Below are 25,121 nucleotides of genomic sequence, written 5' to 3'. Positions count from 1 at the left end.
TGAGCGCTAGGCTTTGGTGTAGGCCCAGAACAGCACGGTACCGATCACCAGCGCGAAGGCGATGAAAAGCAGCACCGCCGGCAGGCCGAACAGCGCCGCGACGCCGGCGGTGCTCGATTGCAGCAGCGCCGCGCCCAGGAAGAACGCGAGGTTGACCGACGACAGCGCCTTGCCGGTGTTCTGGGCGTCGACGAGCTGCCGCGTCATGCCGTAGATCAGCGGCTGCGCCGAGGTGGCGAGCCCGATCAGGATCAGCAGCACCAGATCATATTGCGACGGCATCACGGCAACGCCGAACAGGTTCGAGACCGGGAAATGCGGCGCGCCAGCCGCCATCAGCACCAGCAGTAGCGCGGCGATGACGTGCGTTGCCGCCACCATGGTGCGGCGATGTCCGAACTTGCGATCGAAGGCGCCGATGCAGGCCGGGCCGACGATCATCGCCAGCGTGAACAGGCCGAGCACATTGCCGGCCTCGATGCGGCTCAGCCCCTTCACATCCATCAGCCACGGCCCGCCCCACAGACCGCGCAGCACCAGCGAGGCGCCGAGCGACACCAGCGATAGCGCAATCAGCCCGCGCAGGCCGCGCGACAGGCCGAGCCGCAGCACCTCGGCCATCTGCTGCAATGGTGAGGAATCATCCGCATGCGCGGCGGGCTGCTGCGGCACCAGCGCGAACACCGCGATCAGCACCACGATGCCGAAGCCGGCCGCGACCCAGAAGCCGGCCCGCCAGCCGAATTGATCGACCACGAAGGCCAGCGGACTTGCCGACAGCAGCATGCCGATATTGCCGATCGAAAGGATCAGGCCGGACCACAGGCCGAACTTCGCCGCCGACATCTGCTTGGCGGCCAGCGTCATCGGGCACATCAGCATGCCCGAAGTGGCGACGCCGAGCATCATTTGGCCGAGCACGAAGCTGGCGGGACCGGTGGCAATCGCCGAGACCAGCGTCCCGACCACAGTACCGGCAAGCAGGCTCAGCGACACCGGCCGCACGCCAAAGCGATCCATCGCGGCGCCGACCGGGATCTGCGAGGCGGCAAAGGAGAAATGATAGATCGAGGTGAGGCTCGCCAGCGCCTGCGGCGAGGTGCCGAAATCCCGCGCCATCAGATCGAGGCTGATCGCCGGAATCGTCCGCAACAGCGTCGACAGCATGTGACCCGAGGCCAATGCCAGAAGCGCCAGAACCAGGGCGCGGAACCCGATCCCCGCCTCTTTCGTCATCACCACGCCGTCCACGATTCGCCTCTTCCCTGAGCGCTTTCGGGACGGGCGTAACATTATTGGATGGGGGTGCCAACTTTCTAGGCAGAGCGGATTTAGCTCAGCTTCTCCGCGGGCTCGCCTTACCCCTCCCGCTTGCGGGGGAGGTCGGATCGCATCGTAGATAAGATCCGGTAGGGGCTCTCTCCACGGTATGACTCGCGGAGAGAACCCCCACCCCAACCGTCCCCCGCAAGCGGGAGAGGGAGCACACCGATTTTGGGGCTAGCTTCGTTGACTACTGCTTATGAAACACCAACGTCCTGAGTTCGATGCTCTCGCGCGGCGCCGCATCCGCCGGCGTGGTCGGATCGACAAAGGCCGTGTGCGGCCCGAACCGCGTGCGGCCGTCGGTCGCCGAGTCGTAGCATTTCAGCAGGATCGCCTCGTCGGGCGTCATCTCGGGAATGTAGAACCAGCGATGGTTCGGATTGTACTTCACCGAATAGGTCTCGCCGCTGCGGTTCGGGTAGATTAGATCCGAGGCGATCAGATCCTCCGGTGCAATGGTGGTGCCGTCGGCCATCGCCAGCGGTGAATCGCGCAGCGGACCGCGGATCGGGCGCCACAGATTGATCACCTGGACGCGGCCCTTGACGAGCTGCTCGGCTTCGTTGGGCAGATGCTCAAACACACGGTTGTGGCCGGAGACCGCGGTCTGGTCGACATGGACGCGGGTCGCCGGCTGGCGCGGTCCGCCGCCGCGGATATCAGCCGCGCCCTCAACGCGCTTGCGCACGGTGTGATCAAAGATGAAGACACGATCCGCCTTCAGCGTCGCCTTCAGGAAGGCTTCCACCGCGGGGTAGTAGACGTTGCGGACTTCGTTGTCGTCGTAATAGTCCTTCACGCTGGTCGGATGCTTGACCAGCGCAAAGCCTTCGCGGTCGAGCGAGAAGCTCTCGGCGATCAGGCGCCCGTCGAAGATCGGGACATTGTGCGGTTCGGGCAGCGCGGTGGATTTGGGTTCGCCGGGCGGCGGATCGAAAGCGTAAGTCCGGGGCTTGCCCGGCGTCGGCGCGAGGTAATTCAGTTCAGCGGTCACAAACGGCAGCGACTCGATGCGAGTTTCTTGAAGGCCCACGGTGATCTCCCGGACTCGGTTGTTCGTGCTTTTGATCTTGGCGGCGCGGCAGCGAGCGACAAGGGGATGACGAAAATAGCAACGTTGCGGTTCTCTCCGATGCGAAACGGGAAAATTCCTTCCGGTGTCGTCGTCGCGACGTGGATGGTTATTTCGCTGCCATTCGAACAGGCCCGCTCGCGGCTTACCCCTCTCCCCACCCTCCCCCGCAAGGGGGGAGGGAGCCCGACCAAGGTGCTCACCTCACGAAAGCAAGGATTCTACACGAACTGCACCGATGTAAGGGAAGCACCAACGGATGGGTTCCCTCCCCCCTTGCGGGGGAGGGTTAGGGAGAGGGGTGCCACACGGCACGCTCTCTCGACATGCGCGGCGCAAGCACCAGAGGTCGCGCGACTGCGCGCTTACAGCCCGGCGCCCTTCTCGACCGCGGCACCAAACGACCGGTCGACGATATCCGCAGCGTTGACCTTCTGCCGGATCAGGCCCCAGCGGTCGTAGAGGTCGATGGTTTTCTGCTCGTCGGCCACCACGCTGTCGTCGATCGGCGCGATGCGGATCTTGGCGCGCGTCAGCCAGTTCAGCGGCACCGCGGGCGGGATGTTCATCAGCCTGCCCCAGGTTGCAGCGTAACCCGCGACATTATTCTGCGACCAGGCGCGCGCGGCGGCGAGGCGGCGCACGAAATCCTCGAGCTCGGCGCGCTTGGCCTTGATCACGTCCGGCGTTGCGACCTGGAAGCCGAGGCCGGGTGTGATGCCGTCCGCCGTGATGACGCGGCGCGACTTGAACAGCACCTCTTCCTGGCTGACATAAGGCTCCCAGGTCGACCAGGCGTCGACCGAACCTTGCGTGTAGGCGACCTTCGCATCCGACGGCGCGAGAAACACGATCTGCACGTCGCTTGCCTTCCAGCCCCTGGATTCCAGCGCGGCCAGGATCAGCTGATGGCCGATCGAGCCGCGGCCGGTCGCGATCTTCTTGCCGCGCAGATCGTCAAAGCTCTTGATGGCGGAATTCTCCGGCACCACGATGGCGAGCCCCTCACCGGACTGCCTGACCGCGGCGATCGCCTTGACCGGGACGTTGGCGGCGGCCGCGAAGGTGAACGGCGCATCGCCGACCAGGCCGGTGTCGATTGCACCGGCGCCCAAGGCCTCCAGCAGCGGCGCCGCGGCGGCGAATTCCTTCCACTCGATCTTGTAGGCAAGGTCCTTGAGCACGCCAGCCGCTTCCATCACGGCCTGCGAATTGCCCTTCTGGTCGCCGACGCGCAGCGTGGTCTGCGCGGCGGCAACATCGATAGCGGCGAGCGCAAGTGCCGCCGCGACAATGAGACGGATCATTCGGCAGCGATCCCCCGCTGCTGGTCGCGCGCTTCGATAAGCTTGCGGGTCAGCGGGATCAGCGCTCGGCCATAGTCGATCGCATCGACCAGCGGATCGAAGCCACGGATCAGGAAGTGGCTGACGCCGAGATCGTAATAATCGGCGAAGACCTCGGCGACCTGCTCGGGCGTGCCGACCAGCGCCGTGGTGTTGCTGTTGGCGCCGGTGAGCTTTGCGATCTCGGTCCACAGCCGCTTGTCGATGCGGGTGCCCTGATCCGCCAGCGCCAGCAGCCGCTTGGCGCCGTCGGTCGCATGATTGGGCCGGCGGTAGCCGGTCTTGTCCTGCAGCGCGGTGGCGCGCTCGAGGATATGTTCCGCCTTCGCCCACGCCTTCTCCTCGGTGTCGGCCAGGATCGGGCGCACCGACAGGCTGAAGCGCGGCGTCGGCCGGCCATGCCTGGCCGCAGCAGCGCGCACCCGCGCGGTGACGTCGCGCACCTGCGCGTAGGATTCCCCCCACAGCGCGAAGGTGTCGGCATGCTTGCCGGCGACTTCGACCGCGGCATCCGAGCCGCCGCCGACGAAAGTGTAGATGCCGCCCTTCTGCAACGGCTTCACCTGCGAGAAGCCGTTCTCGACATTGTAATACTTGCCGCTGTAGTTGAACGGCTTCTCGCTGGTCCATTCCAGCCGTACCACGTCGAGGAATTCGCTGGTGCGGGCGTAACGCTCGTCCTTGTCGTCGAGCGTGTTGCCGTCCTGGCGCAGCTCGATGGCGTTGCCGCCGGTGATGACGTGCAGCGAGACGCGGCCGCCATAGAACTGATCCAGCGTCGCGAGCTGGCGCGCCAGCAGCGTCGGCGCGGTGAAACCCGGCCGCTGTGCGATCATCACCTTCAGCGATTTGGTGATGGTGAGCACATGCTGCGCGACCTGCAATGCATCCGGCGTGGTCGAGTGGAACGCGAGCAGCGCGCGGTCGAAACCGGCCAGCTCATGGGCCTTGGCAACGGTCTCGATATAGGGCGGATCGAGCACCGGGCCTGATCGGACGATGGTCTCGGAGGCATTGTTGTTGGTGATGAAGCCGATGAACTCGACCGGCATGACTGATAACTCCGTTGTTGTTGGCTGTTGTTTTCAGACGCCCAGCGCGAAGCGTCCGGCGGAGATACGGGTGACGTCGTCTTGCGGGGTGTGGACGCGGCCGCACAGCACGTCGCGATAATGCCGCTCCAGGGGATTGGTTCGCGACAGGCCGTGATTGCTGGTCAGCGACAAGGCATCCTCCACCACTGCTGCTGCGTTATTGGTCACCGTCAGCTTGACGATGTTAGACTCGATCGCGGACAGCGGGAAGCCGTTATCGAAATCGGCGGCGAAACTGTCGATCAGCCGGGCATTGACCGCGAGCCGGGCCTCGATCCCGCCGACGACCTCCTGCATCCGGGGCAGCGTCGCAAGCGGCGCGCCGAGATTGGCGGGCACACGTTCCCGCAGGAATTTGACCAGCCAGTCGCGAGCGGCGCGGGCGATGCCGTCATAAATCGCCGCGACGAAGATCGCATGCACGGTGGCCTGGGTGACGTCAGGAACCTTCCAGTCGTCGGGCGTGCGGACGTCGATCTCGTAGTCCAGCGGAAACACCACGTCGTCGAAGATCACGGTGTGGCTGCCGCTGGCGCGCAGGCCGAGGTGATCCCAGGTCTCTTCGATCCGCGTTCCCGGCAGGCCGGCGGGGACCAGAAACAACCCGACACGGGTGTCCGGCTCGTCGGTTTTCGCCCAGACCGAATACCATTTCAGGATCGGCGCGCCGGTCGAATAGATCTTGCGACCGGTCAGCCGCCAGCCGGTTTCGGTGCGCCGCGCCGTGGTCGCCGGCAGGCCGCCACGCGCCGGCGAGCCGAGTTCGGGCTCGACCCGCAACGCGTTGATCAGCGCCACGCCGTCGACCGTCTCCTTGGCGAGCTTGCGCGACAACCGGGCGGGCCAGCGCGTGCTGCGCGCCATCACCAGGTGCTGGATGTAATGCATCGACAGCACCAGCGCGGTCGACGGATCAGCCTTGCCGATGATCCCGAGCACGCGCGTGGCGTCGCGGGCACCTGCCCCGCCACCGCCGAGCGCCGCCGGCACGGTCAATGCCAGCAGACCTTCGCGCGAGAGATCGGCGAAATTCTCGAAGGGAAAGCTGGCGTCGCGATCATGTGCGGGCGCGCGCGCCGCAAGCACCTCGGCGAGCCGCAACGCACGCGCGATGTGTTCCGGCTCGGTCGTCGCCGGCAGCCCCCTCGCCGCAGACGTCACCATGTCGCCTCCAGTCCGAGCAGGCCGAGGATCTGCTTGCGCAGCTCCGCCAAATATGGATCGCCGCGACGCCGCGGGTATGGTCGCCCGACGGCGATGTCGGCCTTGATCCGCGCCGGACGGTCGGAGAGCACGATGACGCGGTTGGCGAGCACCAGCGCTTCCTCGACGTCATGGGTGACGAGCAGCGTGGTGAAACCCTTGCGCTGCCACAGCGCCACCAGTTCGGACTGCATCGCGATCCGCGTCAGAGAATCGAGCTTGCCGAGCGGCTCGTCGAGCACCAGGATTTTGGGATCATTGACCAGCGCCCGCGCCAACGCGACGCGCTGCGCCATGCCGCCGGACAGCTGGTGCGGATAGGCATTGCGGAACGAGGACAGACCAACCAGCTCGATCACGGCATCGACCCGGTGGCGCTGCGTCTTCAGGATGCCCTGCGCTTCCAGTCCGAGCGCCACATTGTCCCACACCGAGCGCCACGGAAACAGCGTCGGATCCTGGAACACGACGACGCGTGACGGATGCGGTCCGGTGATGCGAGCCTCATCTTCCCGCAGCGAGCCGCTGCGCGGCTTCTCCAGCCCGGCCACCAGCCGCAGCAAGGTCGACTTGCCGCAGCCAGACGGGCCGAGCAGCGCGACGAATTCGCCCGGCGCGATCGAAAGGTTGACATTGTCGAGCACCGGCAAGGTGGCGCCATCGATGTCGAAGGCGTGGCTGACGCCTTCGATGTCGAGCTCGGCGCCGACAGCGGGATAGGTGATCGCCTCGGCCGCGGATTGCACTACCATTTGACAACGCCCTTCTGCCAGACCAGCACGCGATCGCGGGTGCGGAACAGCAGCGTGATCGCGCCGGAGCAGAGCAACGACATCACGATCAGCGCCGCGTACATGTTGGCATAGGCCGCCCAGCCCTGCGCCCATTGCAGGTACCAGCCGAGCCCGGCCTTGACGCCGATCATCTCGGCGACCACGAGCACCGCAAAGGACGAGCCGAGCCCCATGAACAGGCCGACGAACACGTGCGGCAGCGCGGCGGGGATCGCGACCTTCAGCACCAGGAAGGACGGCTTGGCGCCGAGCGTGCGCGCGACGTCGTAATAGGCGCTGCTGACGCTGGCGACGCCCGACCAGGTCAACACCGTCACCGGGAAGCCGGTGGCGAGCGCGATCAGGAAGGTCGACGCGCTCCAGCTCGACGGGAAGGTGAAGAAGGCGATCGGCAGCCAGGCCGTGGCCGGCAGCGGGCCGATGAAGCGCAGCACCGGATGCACCCAGTAGCCGATCTTCTGCGACCATCCGATCGAGACGCCGGTGATGAAGCCGACGGTTGCGCCGATGATGTAGCCGCCGAGTTGCAGCTTGATCGAGGCGAACACGCTGTCGAGCAGTTTCGGCAGATCGTCGGTATAGACTTCGAGGATCGACTGCGGCGGCGGGAAGAACGGCAGCGGCAGCCAGGCGAATTTCGCGGTGGCAACTTCCCACAGCGTCACGAACGCGCCGAACGCCACCAGCCAGGGTGCGCGCTTGCGCAACGCCAGCCCGGCGCTACCGAGATAATCCGCGCTGAACGTGCCGAACAGGATGAAGGCCGCGATCACGATCGCGCCGATGCCGAGCGATTCCGTCCGCGACCAGTCGCCGACATCGGGCCAATACAGGCATGACAGCCCGAACGCGAGCCAGGCGAGGCTCGCCGCAAGGCCAACGCCGTAGCTTCCGGAGAGGTTCGAGAACGTGACCGAGGCGCGCGGCGCGGCCGCGGCCGTCGTGTCAGACACTGAATACGTCGACATAGATCCGCTCCGCGAATTTGGCGGTGTCGGTGCTCTGCTTGAACACCTGCACCGATTTCAGGTCGTCGGCGTAGCCCTTGAGCTCGCGCTTGAGCACCTCGCCGGTCGGATGATGGTGATGGGTGTGGTAGCGCGCCATCGCCTCGAGATCGGCGAGGCTCGCCGCCTTCGGCGCATAGGGCTGGAACGACTTCGCCGCCTTGTCCGGGTTCTGCGAGGTGAACATCGCGGCATCGAGCAGTGCCTGCGTGATGGCGCGCGCGACGTGAGGTTCTTCGCGGACCAGGCTGCCGCGCAGGCCGACGATGCAGCAGCTCTTGTCGCGATATTCGCCATCGAGGTTGGAGGCGACCTCCTTGTACTGCGCATCCTTGAGCCAGAGATAGGCCAGCGGATCCGACGACAGGAAGGCCTGCACCTCGCCCTTCTCGACCGCGACGTTCAGGAGATTGCCGGGATAGGCGCGCCAGTCGACGTCCTTGACCGGATCGATGCCGAGCTTGGAGAGCTGGATCGAGAAGAAGTTCTTGTCGGGGCCTGCGAGATCGCCGACCGCGACGATCTTGCCCTTGAGATCGGCGAGCTTGTCGACGCCGGAACTGGTGCGGGTCAGCACGCGCATGCAGCCGCCATGGGTGCCGGCGGCGATCTTGACGTCAAAGCCCTGTTCGAGCGGCTTCAGCCAGCGCAGCGCCATACCAAGCCCGGCGTCGCTCTTGCCGGTGGCGATCGCCTCCAGCAGCTGGTCGGTCGAGCCGGAATAGTTGACGAGCTCGACGTCGAGGTTCTGCTTCTGGAAGAAGCCATGGTCGATCGCGACCGGCAGCGGCGCGAGGCAGACCGCGCCGGCGTTCCAGGACAGTTTCAGCTTGCGCGGCGCGCCTGATAGCGGCGGCGCATCGGAGGCGGCCTTGCAAATCGGAAACTCGGAGAAGTCAATCGCCGGCGTGATCGCCCGTGGCGCGAAGGCCTGCGCGCTATAGGCGCCAATCGGCGCGGCAAGCGCCGCCGCGGCGCCCGCGCGCAGCAATGTGCGGCGGTCCATCACCGTCTTCTTGTTGTTGGTCGACATGACAACTCCTGCATTTCGGCAAGGCTCCGCCCCGCGCGCGGACGTCTCCGCCAGCGCACCCCGTCGTCGAAGCTCATGGTTTAGAAAAAAGCCGATCTCTCCGGCGCTATTGCACTCAAAGCAACGCTCAAATGATGCGGCGCGACAAGTGCACCGTCAATGAAATGGAATTTCGAATGTGGTCAGTGCGGCAGTCGAACTCTCCACGATCGCAACGCGCGACGATGAAAGGATTTTCGCTATTGTCGCAACGCGGAGATGCAACACCGTCACAGCAACTGCATCGAATTTGAGCGACTTGCGGTCCCAGGCACGATGTCTTCTCCATTCGGCATGCGCGACGAAATCATCGTTGCCTTACGGCAGGCGAATACAGATTTCCGTTTCGTTGACGGCGAACGGCTTGCTCATAGACTTGATCGAACGCTGCCGCGCCCTCCGCCGCGCAGCGAATGAATCAGAAAGAAAATCGATATGCGCAAACTGACCCGCTCGGGCTCTCCCCCGACCTTCACGCGCCGCACCGCGGCCGCGCTGATCACAGCAGTGATCACGCTCTCGACATCGGCGGCGGCGTTCGCGGCTGACGCGGTCGTGCTGCGGGTCGGCGACCAGAAGGGCGGCAACCGCTCGCTGCTGGAGATTTCCGGCCTCGCCAAGGACCTGCCCTACAAGATCGAGTGGTCGGAATTTCCCGCTGCGGCGCCGATCCTGGAAGCGATCAATGCCGGCGCGCTCGACGTCGGCTACACCGGCGACCTGTCCTTCCTCACGGTCTATGCCTCGGGCGCACCGATCAAGGCGATCGGCGGCACGCGGTCCGATGCGCGGACGCAGGCCATCCTCGTGCGCGGGGATTCGCCGATCAAGACGGCCGCCGACCTGAAGGGCAAGCGCCTCGCCGGCACGCGCGGCGGCTGGGGCCAGTTCCTGATCAATGCGACCTTGGAGAAGGCCGGCAGCAAGATCGAGGACGCGACCTTCGCACCACTCGGCCCGGTCGACGCCAAGATCGCGCTGCTTGCCGGCTCGATCGACGCCTGGGCGGTGTGGGAACCCTACATCTCCTATGCCAGGCTGAAGGACAACGCGCGCGTCGTCGCCGATGGCGAGGGCCTTACGCCGACCATCACCTTCATCGTCGCCTCTGACAACGCGATCGCAACCAAGCGCGCGGCAGTGCAAGACCTGGTGCAGCGGCTCAACAAGGCGCGGCTGTGGTCGCTCGACCATGTCGCGGAATACGCCAGGAGCACGGCCGAGCTCACAAAACTGCCGGAGGACGTGCTGCTCGTCGCCTACACCGCGCAGAAGACGAGCCCGATCGCGATCGACGAGGCCGTCGTGAAGGAGGTGCAGGCCGCCTCCGACCGCGCCACGCGCTACGGCATCCTCGGCAAGACGCTGGATGTCAGCAAGGCGGTCGATCCCAGCTTTACGGCCGGCGCCAATTCGAACTAGCCGCGGTTCTTCACCTCCCCACCACCCCGCCCTCCCCCTTTCAGGGGGAGGGAGCCTAGTCCGCGGTGCTTACCTCACGACGCTCCACAATGGGGACATCCGATGGCAGCCAGCCCGCTCCATCTCGCACTGATTGTCGCAGCACACCTGCTCTGCATGACCTTGTTGGTCGCGCTGTCGGTTTGATAGCGTTCTCTCCGGGCCAGCCCCAGGGAGAACAACAATGAATCTATCAATGAAAGACCGCGTCGCGGTGGTCACCGGCGGCAGCAAAGGTATCGGGATCGCGGTGGCGCGGCGGTTTGCGGAATCCGGCGCCAAGGTCGCAATCCTCGCCCGCGGCGCGGCCGATCTCAAAGCGGCCCGCGAGGCGCTCGCCAAGGACGGCCTCGTGGTCCGCGACTACGTCTGCGACGTCGCGAAAGCCGCCGACATCAGCAAGGCCCACGACCAGATCGTAGCTGACTTGGGCAAGATCGACGTGCTGGTCAACAACGCCGGCACCGCGCGCACGCTGGCCTTCGAGAGCATCACCGACGAGGCCTGGCAGGAGGACCTCGACCTCAAACTGTTCGCGGCGATCCGCTTCAGCCGGCTGGTCTGGCCCGGCATGAAGCAGCGCAAATGGGGCCGCATCATCAACGTGCTCAACACCTTCGCCAAGGCGCCGGCCGGCCATTCCGCGCCGACCTCGGTGTCGCGCGCGGCCGGCATGGCGCTGACCAAGGTGATGGCCAATGAAGGCGGCGAGCACAACATCCTGGTGAATGCGCTCTTGGTCGGCCTAATCATGAGCGATCAATGGGTCAAGCGGCACGCGGCCCAGGCGCCGACCACAGATTTCGAGGAATTCGCCAAGGGCCTTGCCAAGGGCACGCCGCTCGGCCGCATCGGCACGGCGGAGGAGTTCGCCAACCTCGCCTGCTTCCTGGCCTCGGAGCAAGGCTCCTACATCACCGGCACCGCCATCAATGTCGATGGTGGCCGCTCGCCGGTGGTCTAGAACTCTCATGATCTAGAGTTCCGGTCCTGGGTCAACCAGGACCGGAGCTCCGGATGCTTGCTTTGGCGCGTCTCCACATGCGAGCCGGTGTCCATTGCGCTCGAACACTCTCGCGGGCAGGCAACCTACTGCGGCTGGCTAACGGCTCAAAAGCAAAAGGCCTCCGTCACCGGAGGCCTTTCATCTTAAACCGCGTCCTTGGCGGCCTTGACCGGCCGTGCACGGACGATCTTCCGGGCCGGCTTGGCCTTGAACATCATCTCTTCGCCGGTGAAGGGGTTGGTGCCCTTGCGCGCCTTGGTCGCAGGCTTCTTGACGACAACGAACTTCGCGAAGCCGGGGACGAGGAACACCCCGGCCTTCTTCAGCTCCTTGTGGCCGACATCGACGAGCGAGTCCAAAACGTTCTTGACGTCGCGCTTGGAGAGTTCGGTGGTGGTCGCGATCTTCTCGATCACTTGCGACTTCGACAGTTGGGTAGCCATGGTTGCTCCATTGATTCTGGAGTGGGCACGATATGGCGGAAAACGCCGAGAAAAACAGTGTTTTCTGCACTCACCACACGAATATCGCTGTGGACAGCCCGCGAATCAGGGGTTTTTCCAGTGTTTTTTCCAGTCAAGTCGCTTCCGACCCCTAAATTTACAGGGTTTGCGTGGCTTCGGCGCTCCCGAAAACGTCCCATCGAGAGAATCACCCGGCGATCCCGCGCGGCCCAGGTGCGACCCAAGTGCGACAATGCCGCGCACAATTCGGGTTGCGAAGCGCCGCAGCGCGCCACTTCAGGTTTCGGAAACGATCCTCCAAAAGTCCGAGGCATTAGAAAATGACTTGGGTTCGACTCGGGTTCCCATTCCAAGCTAACATCGCGACGGGGTGCCACGCCGACCGGCGGGCCGCCCGATGCAAGCCTTTATATGCAAGCCCTGATGTAAGTGCTGGAGAGTAGCGTATGGATTTGAGCCGCCTCGAGATCAACCGCCGCACGGCCCTTCTGACCTCGGCCGCGATTGCGGCCAACGTCATCAATCCGATGCGGGCCTTCGCGCAGGAGACCCCGCGCAAGGGCGGCGTGTTCAACGTCCACTACGGCGCCGAGCAGCGCCAGCTCAACCCGAGCATCCAGGCCTCGACCGGCGTCTATATCATCGGCGGCAAGATTCAGGAGAACCTGGTCGACCTCGACGCCAATGGACAGCCGGTCGGCGTGCTCGCCGAGAGCTGGGAGGCGACGCCTGACGGCAAGACCGTCACCTTCAAGCTGCGCAAGGGCATCACCTGGCACGACGGCAAGCCGTTCACATCCGAGGACGTCGCCTTTACCGCGATGAACATGTGGAAGAAGATCCTGAACTACGGATCGACGCTGCAACTGTTCCTGACCTCGGTCGATACGCCCGATCCGCAGACCGCGATTTTCCGCTACGAGCGGCCGATGCCGCTGAACCTGCTGCTGCGGGCCCTGCCCGACCTCGGCTACGTCTCGGCCAAGCATCTCTATGAGAGCGGCGACATCAGGCAGAACCCGACCAACCTGGCGCCGGTCGGCACCGGCCCGTTCAAATTCGTCAAGTATGAGCGCGGCCAATACATCATCGCCGACCGCAACCCGGATTACTGGCGGCCGAACGCGCCCTATCTCGACCGCATCGTCTGGAAGGTGATCACCGACCGCGCCGCCGCGGCCGCCCAGATGGAGGCCGGCGAATTGCACTATAGCCCGTTCTCGGGGCTGACGATCTCGGACATGGCGCGGCTCGGCAAGGACAAGCGCTTCATCGTCTCGACCAAGGGCAATGAGGGCAACGCCCGCACCAACACCATCGAGTTCAACTTCCGCCGCAAGGAATTGTCCGACATCCGGGTCCGCCGTGCCATCGCGCATGCGATCAACGTGCCGTTCTTCATCGACAATTTCCTCGGCGATTTCGCCAAGCTTGGCACCGGCCCGATCCCCTCGACCTCGACCGACTTCTATCCCGGGCCGAACACGCCGCAATATCCCTATGACAAGGCCAAGGCGATCGCGCTGCTCGACGAGGCCGGCTTCAAGGCCAGTGGCGGCAACCGCTTCGCGCTAAAATTGCTGCCGGCGCCGTGGGGCGAGGACATCTCGCTGTGGTCGACCTTCATCCAGCAATCGCTGGGCGAAGTCGGTATCCAGGTCGACATCGTGCGCAATGACGGCGGCGGCTTCCTCAAGCAGGTCTATGACGACCACGCCTTCGATCTCGCCACCGGCTGGCACCAGTATCGCAACGACCCCGCGGTCTCGACCACGGTGTGGTACCGCTCCGGCCAGCCCAAGGGCGCGCCGTGGACCAACCAGTGGGGCTGGGAGGACAAGACCGTCGATGCCACTATCGACAACGCCGCCACCGAAGTCGATCCGGTCAAGCGCAAGGCGCTCTATGCCGACTTCGTCAAGGAGGTGAATACCGAGCTGCCGGTCTGGATGCCGATCGAGCAGATCTTCGTCACCGTGATCACCGCCAAGGCCCGCAACCACTCCAATACGCCGCGCTGGGGCTCGGCGAGCTGGCACGATCTTTGGCTGAGTGCATGAGGCCACTTCTCCCTCCCCCCGTTCTTCACGGGGAGAGGGATGGGGTGAGGGGCTCTCTCCGCGACATCGATCTATCGATGGACCCGTACCCCCTCAACCGGATCGCATCTGGTGATGCGACATAGCCGAAGCTTTGCTTCGGCGTACTTTCGTTACGGCCGCCGGAAGGCGGCCTATGCCTCTCCCCGCAAGCGGGGCGAGGTAATAGAGGCCAGTGTCCACTTCCTCTGAACACGCTATAGATAAATCATGCGTATCCTGAGCCTTGCGGGGCGGCGGCTCGCCGCCTCGATTCCGACCTTGTTCCTAATCCTGATCGGCGTGTTCCTGCTGTTGCAGCTCGCGCCGGGCGACACCGTCGATGCGCTGATGGCCCAGATGGGCGGTGGCGATGCCGCAACCGCGCAAGAGCTGCGCAAGTTCTACGGGCTCGACCTCTCGGTTCCAGCGCAGCTCGGCAACTATCTGTGGCATCTGGTGCGGCTCGATCTCGGCTTCTCCTCGATCTACGGCAAACCGGTGGCGACCGTGATCCTGGAACGGCTGCCGCCGACCATTTTGTTGATGACCGCCTCGCTGTCGTTCGCCTTCTTCTTCGGCCTGGTATTCGGCGTGATCGCCTCGCGCGGCGTCAACCGCTGGCCGGATACGCTGATCTCGACGCTCGGCCTGATCTTCTACGCCACCCCCTCGTTCTGGTTCGGGCTGATGGCGATCGTGGTGTTCTCGGTCTATCTGCAATGGCTGCCGCCGGGCGGCTTCGAGGACATCGGCAACGTCCAGACCGGGATCTGGCACGTGCTCGATATCGCGGCGCATCTGGTGCTGCCGACGCTGACGCTGGGGCTGATCTTCCTAGCGATTTACTTACGCATCATGCGCGCCTCGATGCTGGAGGTCTTGAACCTCGATTTCGTCCGCACCGCCCGCGCCAAGGGGCTGGACGAGACCCATGTCATCACCCGCCACGTGCTGCGCAACGCGCTGCTGCCGATGGTGACGCTGATCGGATTGCAGGCCGGCACCATGCTCGGCGGCTCGGTCGTGGTCGAGAGTGTGTTCTCCCTGCCCGGCCTCGGCCGCCTTGCTTATGAGTCCGTGGTGCAGCGCGACCTCAACACCCTGCTCGGCATCGTGTTCGTCTCAGCGCTGCTGGTTATTATCGTGAACTTCGTCGTCGACCTGCTCTACGCGCGGCTCGATCCGCGCATCGCGACGGAGGGCTGACGATGGACGCGGTGAAACGCTATTTCCGCAGCCCGGCCGCGGTGATCGGCCTGATCCTGCTGCTGCTGGTGATCGCGATGGCTGTCAGCGCGGGCTTCCTCTATCCGCGCGATCCGCTCGCTCTGGCGGGCCGGCCGCTGGTCTGGCCGTTCTCCAATCCGCGCTTCCTGCTCGGCACCGATAATTCCGGCCGCGACATCGCCGCCCAGATCTTCTACGGCGCGCGGATCTCGCTCCTGATCGGTGGCGTCGCCACCATGATTGCGATCCTGATCGGCATCCTGGTCGGTGCGTTCGCAGGCTATTATGGCGGCTGGGTCGACAATGTGCTGATGCGGATCACCGAGGCGTTCCAGACCCTGCCGAACTTCGTGCTGCTGCTGGTCTTGGTCGCGGTGTTCGGCTCGACGCTGACCACGGTGACCATCGCGGTCGGCGTGGTGTCGTGGCCGGCGCCGGCGCGGCTGACCCGCGCCGAGTTCCTGTCGCTGCGCAACCGCGAATTCGTCCAGGCCGGCAAGACGCTCGGCATGAAGGACGTCCAGCTCATCCTCGGCGAGATCCTGCCCAACGCTCTGCCGCCGGTCATCGTCTATGCCAGCGTAGTGATGGCGGTCGCGATCCTGTTGGAAAGCGCGCTCGCGTTCCTCAGGCTGTCCGATCCCAACGTCGCCTCCTGGGGCAATCTGATCGGGCTCGGCCGCGACGTGCTCCGGGTGCAATGGTACGTTTCGGCGATCCCCGGCATCGCGATCCTCGTCACGGTGCTTGCGGTGTCGCTGGTCGGCCAGGGCCTCAACGATGCGCTCAATCCGAGGCTGAAGAGCCGATGAGCGAGACCGTCCTTTCGCTCGACGGGTTGACGGTGCGCCTGCCCAAGGGCGCCGACCGGCCGCATGCGCTGTCCGACGTTTCGCTCTCAGTCGCGTCGAACGAGATCCTCTGCGTGGTCGGCGAATCCGGCTCCGGCAAGTCGATGATGGCGAACGCCATCATGCGGCTGCTGCCGAACGAGGTGACCATCGAACGGGGCCGGATGATGTTCGACGGCCGCGACCTCTGCGCCGCCGATCCAGCCGCGATGCGCGAGGTGCGCGGCGCCGGGATCGCGATGATCTTCCAGGAGCCGATGACGGCGCTCAACCCGCTGCGCACCATCGGCGACCAGATCGGCGAGATGTTTGCGATCCACACCAAGCTGTCGAAGGCCGAGATCAATGCGCGGGTGCAGGGGCTGCTCGAGGACGTCCGCATCCCCGACCCGAAGGCTGCCGCAAAGGCCTATCCGCACGAGCTCTCCGGCGGCCAACGCCAGCGCGCCATGATCGCGATGGCGCTCGCGCTCGATCCGAAACTCCTGATCGCCGACGAGCCCACCACCGCGCTCGACGTCACGACACAAGCGCAGATCCTGAAGCTGATCCGCGACCTGCAGCAGCGCAAGAAGACCGCGGTGCTGTTCATCACCCATGATTTCGGCGTCGTCGCCGAGATCGCCGACCGCGTCGTGGTGATGCAGCACGGCGCGATCGTCGAGCAAGGTACCGCCGATGCGGTGCTGAACGATCCGCAGCACGCCTACACCAAGCAGTTGATCGCTGCCGTTCCGCCGCTGACCGCGCCGCCGCCGCGCATCCTCTCCGGCAAGGACATCCTGACCATCGACGGCGTCTCCAAGACGTACCGCACCGGCGGCTTCCTCGGCCGCGGCGCGCGGATCACGGAGGCGGTCAAGAACGTCTCGCTGCGCCTGCCGCGCGGCGCGACGCTCGGCATCGTCGGAGAGTCCGGTTCGGGCAAATCGACGCTGGCGCGCTGCATCGTGCGGCTGATCGATCCCGACACCGGCTCGATCGTGCTCAATGGCAAGGACTGGGCGAAGCTTAACCGCGACGAGATCAGGCACGAGACGCGCCACATCCAGATGGTGTTCCAGGACCCCTTCGCCTCACTCAATCCGCGCCGCAAGGCCGCCGAGCTGGTGGCCCAAGGCCCCATCGTGCACGGCACCGATCGCGCGACCGCGATGGCGGAAGCGCGAAAACTGTTCGAGCTGGTCGGGCTCGATCCGTCCGCCGGCGACCGTTACCCGCATGAATTCTCCGGCGGGCAGCGCCAGCGTATCGGGCTGGCACGAGCGCTGGCGCTGAAGCCGGACGTGTTGGTCGCCGACGAGCCGGTCTCGGCGCTCGACGTCTCGGTGCAGGCGCAGGTGCTCAAACTGCTCGCCGGGCTGCGCCAGCAGCTCGGCCTCTCCATCATCTTCATCACCCACGATCTGCGGGTCGCCGCGCAGATCTGCGATCTCGTCGCCGTGATGAAGGATGGCGCCGTGGTCGAGCAAGGGCTGACAGCCGAGGTGTTCGGCAAGCCGCAGCATCCCTACACGCAGGCGCTGCTGTCGGCGATCCCCGGCGGCGACTTCACGCGCAAGCGCGATGCCTTGATCGCCTGATCGGGCCGCTCGCCTCACCGCGGGCGGCGCGAGGCGAGCAAATGCTCGGCCCAGCGCAGCAACTCGAAGCGATCGCCCCCGACCAACTCCTGGGCGTCACGCTGCCGGTACAGCACCAGCATCCACGGCGCGAGCTTGCGCAACAAACCGTGCGCAATGTACTGCACCGGCTCGGTGAACGGCAGCGCCAGCTCGCTTTCCGGCACGCCCTGCACCGCCTTCGCCAATTCGCGGCCGAGCGGGATGGTCAGTGCGACGGCGCGGCCGTTGCAACCGGTCCAGCCATAGGCGTTCGGTCCGAGCCGATGCATGCGCGGCAGGAAATCCGCGGTCATCCCGACATAGCCGTTCCAGACATAATCGAAGGAGACGTCGCCGATCTGCGGCCACAAGCGTTGCAACCGCTCGGTCACGCGCGCCTTCAGTCGCCCGGTCTTGTCCCCTAGACCGAGCACGGCGCCGCCGGTGACAAGGCGATTGCGCGCGTCGTAGCGCGCGAAATACAGCTCGCCATGGGTGTCCGACATCGCCTGCCGGCCGGGGATGATGGTCTTGCGGACATTGTCCGAGAGCGGCTGCGTCGCCATCTGCCACGACAGCACCGGCATCACCTCGGTCGCGATCTCCGGCACCAGCGATTTCGCAAACTCGCCGCTATAGGCATTGGTGGCGACGACAAGCGCGCGGCCGGAGATTTCGCCCTTCTCGGTCTTCACCACCCAACGATCGCCGCGGCGCTCGAAAGCGAGCGCAGGCGAACGGGCGTAGATCCGCGCACCGAGCCCGAGCACCGTCCGCGCGAGGCCTCGCGCCAGCGCCAGCGGATTGACGTGGCCGCCGGTCCTGTTCCAGAAGCCGCCATACCATGCATCCGAGCCGAGCATGTCCCTCGTCTGGTCGCGCGACAGCAATTCGACGGGTGCGCCGAATTTCGACCATTGCTGCACGCGCCGCTCGGCGATCTTGATCCGGCCGGGCGAATGCACCGGCTGCACCCAGCCGGCCTGCTCCTGCTCGGCATCGATATTGTAGCGCTTGACGACGTCGAACAGCATGGCCGCGCTGTCGCGCAGCATCGCGACGAAACGCTCGCCGGCGGCACCGTGCCTCTTGATGATGTCATCGGGATCGGGGCGCGACAGGGTCGGGATCACCTGGCCGTTGTTGCGGCCCGAGGCGCCCCACCCCGGCTCGGCGGCCTCGACGATCGCGACATCGACATTGGCCTCGCGCAGATGCAATGCGGTCGACAGGCCCGTGAAGCCACCGCCGATGATGACGACATCGGCCTGCTGCGTGCCCGTCAATTCGGGGCAATCGGGGCCTGACGGCGTCGCTGCGGCCCAGAGCGAGTTGGGCCAGCGCACGGCATTGCTGGTCATCATGATCCTTTCTTGCGGGCGCCTGTTCGTTCTGGTTAGCTCCACTCTACTCTCTTATTCCAGCCGGGAAGACAACAAGTGGCACTCAAGAACGTCGTCGGAATCGATCACGCCGTGGTCATGGTGAAGGACCTCGACAAGGCGGCCGAGAATTACAAGCGGCTCGGCTTCACCGTGTCGCCGCGCGGCACCCATAGCGCGCATATGGGATCGGGCAATTACACCATCATGTTCGACCCCGACTACATGGAATTGCTCGGCGTGCTGACGCCGACCGAACACAATGCGCCGGCGCGCGCCTTCCTGGAGAAGCACGGCGAAGGCATCGAGCGGATCGCGTTCACCGCGGTGGATTCCGCTGCAGGGGCCGAGGAGATCCGCGCGCGCGGCTACACCCCGATCGGGCCGACCGATTTCGAACGCCCGGTGACGCTGCCAAACGGCACCGTCTCCGCGGCGAAATTCCGCACCTTCCAGTGGCCGACCGCCGAGGCGCCCGGCGGTGTCCGCATCTTCGCCTGCCAGCACAAGACCCGCGAGACGGTGTGGATCCCCGAATTGATGTCGCACGCCAATGGGGCAAAACGCCTCAAGCAGGTGCTGATCGTCTCGCCCGATCCCGCAACCGATGCCGCGCATCTGTCGAAGATGATCGATATCGCGGTCAGGAACGATCCCGACGGTGCGGTCGCGGTGCCCTCGGGCGGTGATCGCGCCGACTTCGTATTCCTGACCAGGGAGCAGCTCGGCAAGCGCTATGGCGGCGTGTCGCTGGATGGCTTGTCCGAGCGCGGCGGCGCCGGCCTCGTGATCGCGGCCGACCTTGCCGCCACCGAAAAGGCGCTGGGCGCGACCGGGGTGAAGAGCAGCGGCGGCATCACCGTGCCGCCGGCTGCGGCAAACGGCACCCTGCTCGCCTTCGTCAAGGCCTAGCTGCCATACCCCGCGCGGCGCGGCGTTATGCAGCAACGCCGCGCTCGTGGGGGCTAGGCAGACGAAGTTCACACGCTAGTATCTCTCCCAAACAAGAAGCGTCCCTGGGAGGGAAACATGTCGCATCACCTGATTTCGCGCCGGCAGATGCTGGCGGGCACCGCTGCCGCCGGCGCGGTTGGATTGACCGGATTTCCGGCTCGTGCCGAGGTCAACTGGAAGAAATATTCCGGCACCTCGCTCGAAGTCAGCCTCGCCAAGGGGCCGCGCGGCGACAATCTGCAAAAATACATCAAGGAATTCACCGAGCTCACCGGCATCAAGGTCGAATCGGAGCAGGTCCCCGAGCAGCAGCAGCGCCAGAAATGCGTGATCGAGCTGTCCTCGGGCAAGCCGAGCTTCGACGTCGTGCATCTCAGCTATCACGTGCAGAAGCGGCAATTCGAGAAGGCCGGCTGGCTAGCCGACATGTCGGGCTACCTGAAAGATCCGAGCATGACGCTGCCGGATCTCGTCGAGAGCGATTTCTCCACCGCCGGCCTGCAATATGCGCGCAACGACAAGGGCCAGATGCTGTCGCTGCCGTGGTCGGTCGACTATTTCATCCTCTACTACAACAAGGAGCTGTTCCAGAAGAAGGGTGTCGAGGTCCCGAAGACGCTGGACGAGATGGTGGTCGCCGCCGAGAAGCTGACCGATCCGAAGGAAGGCATCTACGGCTTCGTCGGCCGCGGTCTGCGCAACGCCAACATGGCGATGTGGAGCAATTTCTATCTGAACTATGGCGGCGAATTCCTCGATGCGAAGGGTAATATCCTGACCGACGGCCCCGAGGCGATTGAGGCGACCAAACTCTATCAGCGCCTGCTGACCAAATGCGCGCCGCCCGGCGTCGCCGGCTTCAACTGGATGGAGTCGATGGCTTCCTTCACGCAGGGACGCTCGGCGATGTGGATCGACGCCGATGGCTGGGCGCCGCCGCTGGAAGATCCCGCCGCCTCGCGCGTTGTCGGCAAGGTCGGCTACACGCTGGTGCCCGCCGGTCCCAAGGGCAAGTTCTCCTCGACCTATGGCGACGGCGTCGGCATCGCCGCCGCCAGCAAGAACAAGGAAGCCGCGTACCTGCTTTGCCAATGGGTGGTCTCGCGCGGACAGGGCGCCCGCCTGCTGCAGGCCGGCGGTGGCGTACCGTTCCGCAACTCGATCGTCGACGATGCCGAGGTCGCCAAGGGCGTGAAGACCAAGGAATGGCTGCAATCGGTGGTCGATTCCGCCAAGATCTCCAAGCTCGGCCTGCCCGTGATCATCCCGGTCGCCGAATTCCGCGACATCGTCGGAGCGGCGCTGACCGCGACGCTGTCGGGCGCCGATCCCGCCACCGAGCTGAAGAAGGCGCACGAGCAATTCCGCCCCATCCTGGAGCGTAGCGAAAAAGCGTGAGCTCAGTGACACAAGTTTCGCCGGTCGCGGCTGAAGAGGCCGCGGCGGCGCGTGAATGGCGTCCGCCGTCCTATTGGCCGTTCGTGATCCCGGCGCTCGTCGTGGTGCTGGCGGTGATCATCTTTCCCTGGGTGTTCACGATCTGGATGAGCCTGCAGGAATGGAAGGTCGGCTCGCCCACCGTGTTCGTCGGGCTCGCCAACTATTTGCGGCTGCCGACCGATCCGCGCTTTGTCGAAGCGGTTGGGCACACGCTGTCCTACACCGCGCTGTCGGTGTTACTGCCGCTGGTGTTCGGCACGCTGGCGGCTGTCGTGTTTCACCAGAAATTCGCCGCGCGCGGCTTCCTGCGGGGTATCTTCATCATGCCGATGATGGCAACGCCGGTGGCGATCGCGCTGGTGTGGACCATGATGTTCCACCCGCAGCTTGGCGTGCTGAACTATCTGCTGTCGCTGGTCGGCCTGCCGCCGCAGCTCTGGGTGTTCAACCCGACGACGGTGATCCCCTCGCTGGTGCTGGTCGAGACCTGGCAATGGACGCCGCTGGTGATGCTGATCGTGCTCGGCGGCCTCGCCGCGATCCCGACCGAGCCCTATGAGAGCGCACAGATCGACGGCGCCAATTTCTGGCAGGTGTTCCGCTTCATCACTCTTCCCCTGATCATGCCGTTCCTGTTCATCGCCGGCATGATCCGCATGATCGACGCGGTGAAAAGCTTCGACATCATCTTCGCGATCACGCAAGGAGGACCGGGCTCGGCGTCGGAGACCATCAACGTCTATCTCTACAGCGTCGCCTTCGTCTATTACGACCTCGGCTACGGCTCGGCGATCGCGGTGGTGTTCTTCTTGTTGATCGTGGCGCTGGCGGCACTGCTGCTTTATTTGCGCAAGCGCCTGCTGTGGACCTCGCAGCTCGGGAGCGAGGCATGAACCCGCGCTATATCCTCGGCCGGATCGGGCTGTGGCTGTCGGTGTTCGTCATCGTCTCGCCGGCGATCCTGTTCTTCCTCTGGATGGCCTCGCTGTCGCTGAAATTCGAGATCGACAACGCCTCCTATCCGCCGGTGTTCTTTCCGGAGCATGTCGCCTGGAAGAACTATGCCGACGTGTTCGCATCCAACCGCTTCCTGACCTATTTCACCAACAGCCTTGTCGTCACCGGCTGCGCCACCGGGCTTGCGATGCTGGTCGGCGTGCCTGCGGGCTACGGCATTGCGCGGATGGCAGCGCATAAATCGGCGATCGTGATCCTGATCGCGCGCATCACGCCGGGCCTGTCGTATCTGATCCCGCTGTTCCTGCTGTTCCAGTGGCTCGGCCTGCTCGGCACGCTGGTGCCGCAGATCATCATCCACCTCGTGGTCACGGTGCCGATCGTGATCTGGATCATGATCGGCTATTTCGAGACCACGCCGCTGGAATTGGAAGAAGCCGCACTGATCGACGGCGCCACGCGCTGGCAGGTGTTCCGCCATGTCGCGCTGCCGATCGCAAGACCCGGCCTCGCGGTCGCCTTCATCCTCGCGGTGATCTTCTCCTGGAACAATTTCGTGTTCGGCATCGTGCTGGCCGGGCGTGAGACCCGCACGCTACCGGTTGCGGTCTACAACATGATCTCGTTCGATCAGTTGAGCTGGGGACCGCTCGCCGCTGCCGCATTGATCGTGACCGCGCCGGTGCTGCTGCTCACCGTGCTGGCGCAGCGGCAGATCGTGGCGGGGCTGACGGCGGGCGCAGTGAAGGGCGGCTAAGGCCAGAAGCCAACGGCACCTGGCCTGATCACGCCCGAGGACGCAGGCATCTACATCTTGTCGATGATCGACGAGACACCGTCTTCGGACGCGCCATCTTTGGCCGCGGCAGCGACAATCGCCGGGATGACGTCCTCGGCACGATCAACGACAATGGGTTGAAGCAGGTGGTCTCTGTGAAGGAAACCTGCGTTGCGTATGTGGTCCAGCATGGCCATCATCGGCGCCCAGAAACCTTTGATGTTCACCAGGACCATCGGCTTGCGGTGCTGCCCAAGCTGGGCCCAGGTCATGATTTCCACGATTTCTTCGATGGTCCCGATGCCGCCCGGAAGCGCCACGAAGGCATCAGAACGCTCGAACATTCTGTGCTTGCGCTCGTGCATGGTGTCCGTGATCGTCAAGTCGTCGAACGTCTTCAGCGCATCAGCCGTCGTTTCCCAGTTTGTGAGAAACCTCGGAATGATCGCGCCGACCTTGCCGCCGTTATTCAGTGCGCCGCGAGCGACCGCGCCCATCACACCATGGGTTCCGCCGCCATAGATCAGCGTCAATCCCGATGCGGCAAGGGCGTGTCCCAATCGTTCGCCTGCCTCGACGTAGGCAACATCGTGACCGGGCGAGGAACCGCAATAGACGCAGACTGCTTTGATCTTGCTCATGTGCCGGATAAACGCGATGCACGGCCATAGCGTCAAGATGAAGTTATGGGGCCGTCGCAGGGGCGCGGCCAAAATATCGAAAAACAACCCCATGCAAAGTAGCCGGCGGCGCCCGACGCTCGACCAGGCAAGCTTGACACGTCGGGCAACTCAGGGATATTATTCTACTATTCCGAAATCGCGCAGGCACCCAGTCTGATATCCGGGCCTAGGTCATTCGGCGACTTCTGCTTCCTGAACGCCCCCTTGCCTTCCTCCGCCGTCAGATCGTCGAGCCGCTCGATACCGGCCGGGCGATAGGCCGTGATGCCGTTGAAACAGCTTCGAGAACGCCGCCGCCGTCTCGTAACCGACCCGGCTCGCAATTCGTGCGATCGGCTCGTCGCTGGTTTCAAGCAGGAACGCCGCTTCTGCCATCCGGCGTTCGATGACATAGCGATGCATGGACTGGCCGACGAGCCTGGTGAAACGGGCTGAAAATGCCGAACGGCCGAGCCCCACGCGGTGGCCGAGGTCGCTCAGGGCCCAGGGCCGCTCCGGGTTTTCGTGGATCAGCTTCAGGGCGGGCCCGATATGCGGGTCCGATATCGCCCCGAGCCATCCGCCTTCTCCGGGACCGAGAGACTTGATCCAGTTTCGCAATACCTCGACAAAGAGCACTTCCGTCAGTCGTGAGAGCGCGACGCGTTGGCCGGGACGCTCGAGCGCAGACTCGCTGACCATGCGACGCAGGATCGCTTCAAGCCACTCACCATCCACCGTTGGCTTCAGCAGGAGCACGGGCGGAAGTAACTCCAGCACGCTGCCGAACAGCGGCCGTGAGACGGTGAAATTGCCGCAGATCATGGTCGCGAGCGGCTTTGCACGACTGCCGTGACGAACAACGCCAAGACGCGGCGACGATCGATCGATATCGACAATCTGCAACGGCTTGGCGCGGCGATCCGAATAAAACGCGTGAGGTTCGCCGCGAGTAATCACGACGAAATCGCCTTCCGTCATCCGGATTTCCTGTTCCTGCCCGAGCGCAAGGGTCGCCGAGCCCCGGCTGAGATAGTGAAACAGAGCGTAGGGGCGCGCCGGCAACTCCAGATTCCAGGGATGGCCAAGCTCGAAGTGAAAGAGCAGCGTCCCGCCGAGACGAACGCGATCGAGCACTTGGGCGAGTATGTCCATGTCGCCGAGATTAGGGCAGCGGACGATAGGACACAACATCCGGACGATTGATCCCTATCGTCCGAAAGGTCCGCGAACTAGGTCATGTCGCGGCGGGCCGACGTCACGTACGGCAACCATTTCGCCGATGGCAGATGGAAGAACCGCGACCGTGCTGGAAACGCCTGCCCATTCCCCGGACCGGG

At 64.7% G+C, this 25,121-nt stretch carries 22 protein-coding genes; 10 read left to right on the top strand and 12 right to left on the bottom strand.

What is annotated here, in order from left to right; translation table 11 throughout:
* Window positions 1-6: 6 nt before the first annotated feature.
* From JQ616_RS22605 to JQ616_RS22570, 8 genes are all read right to left on the bottom strand, one after another.
* Window positions 7-1,236, bottom strand: a complete 1,230-nt coding sequence (locus tag JQ616_RS22605) for an MFS transporter (RefSeq protein WP_212018176.1) — start codon at window positions 1,234-1,236, stop codon at window positions 7-9.
* Window positions 1,237-1,513: 277 nt separating this feature from the next.
* Window positions 1,514-2,359 carry a CmcJ/NvfI family oxidoreductase gene (locus JQ616_RS22600; protein ID WP_212018174.1) on the bottom strand — a complete coding sequence of 282 codons (846 nt, stop codon included), beginning with the start codon at window positions 2,357-2,359 and terminating at the stop codon, window positions 1,514-1,516.
* Between the two features lie 404 nt (window positions 2,360-2,763).
* Window positions 2,764-3,705 carry an ABC transporter substrate-binding protein gene (locus tag JQ616_RS22595; RefSeq protein WP_212018172.1) on the bottom strand — a complete coding sequence of 314 codons (942 nt, stop codon included), beginning with the start codon at window positions 3,703-3,705 and terminating at the stop codon, window positions 2,764-2,766.
* On the bottom strand, window positions 3,702-4,796 hold the full coding sequence (locus tag JQ616_RS22590) for an LLM class flavin-dependent oxidoreductase (RefSeq protein ID WP_212018170.1): 1,095 nt from the start codon (window positions 4,794-4,796) through the stop codon (window positions 3,702-3,704). Before JQ616_RS22590 ends, JQ616_RS22595 begins: the two co-directional genes overlap by 4 nt.
* Before the next feature lie 33 nt (window positions 4,797-4,829).
* A complete protein-coding gene (locus JQ616_RS22585; RefSeq protein WP_212018168.1) occupies window positions 4,830-6,002 on the bottom strand; it encodes an acyl-CoA dehydrogenase family protein in 1,173 nt (390 codons plus the stop codon).
* Window positions 5,996-6,793: an ABC transporter ATP-binding protein gene (locus tag JQ616_RS22580; RefSeq protein WP_212018166.1), complete on the bottom strand. Its 798-nt coding sequence runs from the start codon at window positions 6,791-6,793 to the stop codon at window positions 5,996-5,998. Before JQ616_RS22580 ends, JQ616_RS22585 begins: the two co-directional genes overlap by 7 nt.
* Window positions 6,787-7,803: an ABC transporter permease gene (locus JQ616_RS22575; RefSeq protein ID WP_212018164.1), complete on the bottom strand. Its 1,017-nt coding sequence runs from the start codon at window positions 7,801-7,803 to the stop codon at window positions 6,787-6,789. Before JQ616_RS22575 ends, JQ616_RS22580 begins: the two co-directional genes overlap by 7 nt.
* Window positions 7,781-8,875, bottom strand: a complete 1,095-nt coding sequence (locus JQ616_RS22570) for an ABC transporter substrate-binding protein (protein WP_212018162.1) — start codon at window positions 8,873-8,875, stop codon at window positions 7,781-7,783. The genes JQ616_RS22575 and JQ616_RS22570 overlap by 23 nt, the downstream gene beginning before the upstream one ends.
* Before the next feature lie 474 nt (window positions 8,876-9,349).
* Here JQ616_RS22570 and JQ616_RS22565 point away from each other — a divergent pair, with 474 nt between their 5' ends.
* A complete protein-coding gene (locus JQ616_RS22565) occupies window positions 9,350-10,336 on the top strand; it encodes an ABC transporter substrate-binding protein (protein ID WP_212018160.1) in 987 nt (328 codons plus the stop codon).
* A 223-nt stretch (window positions 10,337-10,559) separates the two neighbouring features.
* On the top strand, window positions 10,560-11,339 hold the full coding sequence (locus JQ616_RS22560) for an SDR family oxidoreductase (protein WP_212018159.1): 780 nt from the start codon (window positions 10,560-10,562) through the stop codon (window positions 11,337-11,339).
* 185 nt (window positions 11,340-11,524) lie between these two features.
* On the opposite strand, the gene JQ616_RS22555 is transcribed toward JQ616_RS22560, so the two are convergent.
* Window positions 11,525-11,824 carry an HU family DNA-binding protein gene (locus JQ616_RS22555; RefSeq protein WP_021077434.1) on the bottom strand — a complete coding sequence of 100 codons (300 nt, stop codon included), beginning with the start codon at window positions 11,822-11,824 and terminating at the stop codon, window positions 11,525-11,527.
* A 467-nt stretch (window positions 11,825-12,291) separates the two neighbouring features.
* Between JQ616_RS22555 and JQ616_RS22550 the strand changes: the two genes are divergently transcribed.
* The 4 genes from JQ616_RS22550 to JQ616_RS22535 all read left to right on the top strand — a co-directional run bounded on the left by JQ616_RS22550 (window position 12,292) and on the right by JQ616_RS22535 (window position 17,587).
* Window positions 12,292-13,905 (top strand): ABC transporter substrate-binding protein, encoded by a 1,614-nt coding sequence (locus tag JQ616_RS22550; RefSeq protein WP_212018157.1) that lies wholly within the window; start codon window positions 12,292-12,294, stop codon window positions 13,903-13,905.
* A 249-nt stretch (window positions 13,906-14,154) separates the two neighbouring features.
* On the top strand, window positions 14,155-15,132 hold the full coding sequence (locus JQ616_RS22545; RefSeq protein ID WP_212018155.1) for an ABC transporter permease: 978 nt from the start codon (window positions 14,155-14,157) through the stop codon (window positions 15,130-15,132).
* Window positions 15,133-15,134: 2 nt separating this feature from the next.
* On the top strand, window positions 15,135-15,965 hold the full coding sequence (locus JQ616_RS22540; protein WP_212018153.1) for an ABC transporter permease: 831 nt from the start codon (window positions 15,135-15,137) through the stop codon (window positions 15,963-15,965).
* Window positions 15,962-17,587 (top strand): ABC transporter ATP-binding protein, encoded by a 1,626-nt coding sequence (locus tag JQ616_RS22535; protein ID WP_212018151.1) that lies wholly within the window; start codon window positions 15,962-15,964, stop codon window positions 17,585-17,587. Before JQ616_RS22540 ends, JQ616_RS22535 begins: the two co-directional genes overlap by 4 nt.
* A 14-nt stretch (window positions 17,588-17,601) precedes the next feature.
* On the opposite strand, the gene JQ616_RS22530 is transcribed toward JQ616_RS22535, so the two are convergent.
* Window positions 17,602-18,969 carry an NAD(P)/FAD-dependent oxidoreductase gene (locus tag JQ616_RS22530; RefSeq protein WP_212019118.1) on the bottom strand — a complete coding sequence of 456 codons (1,368 nt, stop codon included), beginning with the start codon at window positions 18,967-18,969 and terminating at the stop codon, window positions 17,602-17,604.
* A 78-nt stretch (window positions 18,970-19,047) separates the two neighbouring features.
* On the opposite strand from JQ616_RS22530, the gene JQ616_RS22525 reads away from it, so the two are divergent.
* The 4 genes from JQ616_RS22525 (at window position 19,048) to JQ616_RS22510 (ending at window position 23,098) form a co-directional block, all read left to right on the top strand.
* Window positions 19,048-19,902: a VOC family protein gene (locus JQ616_RS22525; RefSeq protein ID WP_212018149.1), complete on the top strand. Its 855-nt coding sequence runs from the start codon at window positions 19,048-19,050 to the stop codon at window positions 19,900-19,902.
* A 117-nt stretch (window positions 19,903-20,019) separates the two neighbouring features.
* The gene (locus JQ616_RS22520) at window positions 20,020-21,342 is read left to right on the top strand and encodes an ABC transporter substrate-binding protein (RefSeq protein ID WP_212018147.1); all 1,323 of its coding nucleotides are present in this window, start codon (window positions 20,020-20,022) and stop codon (window positions 21,340-21,342) included.
* Window positions 21,339-22,277 carry a carbohydrate ABC transporter permease gene (locus JQ616_RS22515; RefSeq protein ID WP_212018145.1) on the top strand — a complete coding sequence of 313 codons (939 nt, stop codon included), beginning with the start codon at window positions 21,339-21,341 and terminating at the stop codon, window positions 22,275-22,277. Before JQ616_RS22520 ends, JQ616_RS22515 begins: the two co-directional genes overlap by 4 nt.
* Window positions 22,274-23,098, top strand: coding sequence for a carbohydrate ABC transporter permease (locus JQ616_RS22510; protein WP_212018143.1), 825 nt, complete (start codon window positions 22,274-22,276; stop codon window positions 23,096-23,098). The genes JQ616_RS22515 and JQ616_RS22510 overlap by 4 nt, the downstream gene beginning before the upstream one ends.
* A gap of 50 nt (window positions 23,099-23,148) precedes the next feature.
* On the opposite strand, the gene JQ616_RS22505 is transcribed toward JQ616_RS22510, so the two are convergent.
* Window positions 23,149-23,760, bottom strand: coding sequence for a TIGR00730 family Rossman fold protein (locus JQ616_RS22505; RefSeq protein WP_212019116.1), 612 nt, complete (start codon window positions 23,758-23,760; stop codon window positions 23,149-23,151).
* Window positions 23,761-23,973: 213 nt separating this feature from the next.
* Window positions 23,974-24,936, bottom strand: coding sequence for an AraC family transcriptional regulator (locus tag JQ616_RS22500; RefSeq protein ID WP_212018141.1), 963 nt, complete (start codon window positions 24,934-24,936; stop codon window positions 23,974-23,976).
* Window positions 24,937-25,121 lie beyond the last annotated feature (185 nt).

The organism is Bradyrhizobium tropiciagri, from assembly GCF_018130545.1.
Lineage (GTDB): Bacteria > Pseudomonadota > Alphaproteobacteria > Rhizobiales > Xanthobacteraceae > Bradyrhizobium > Bradyrhizobium tropiciagri_A.
This window is presented reverse-complemented; position numbering and strand designations above follow the sequence as displayed.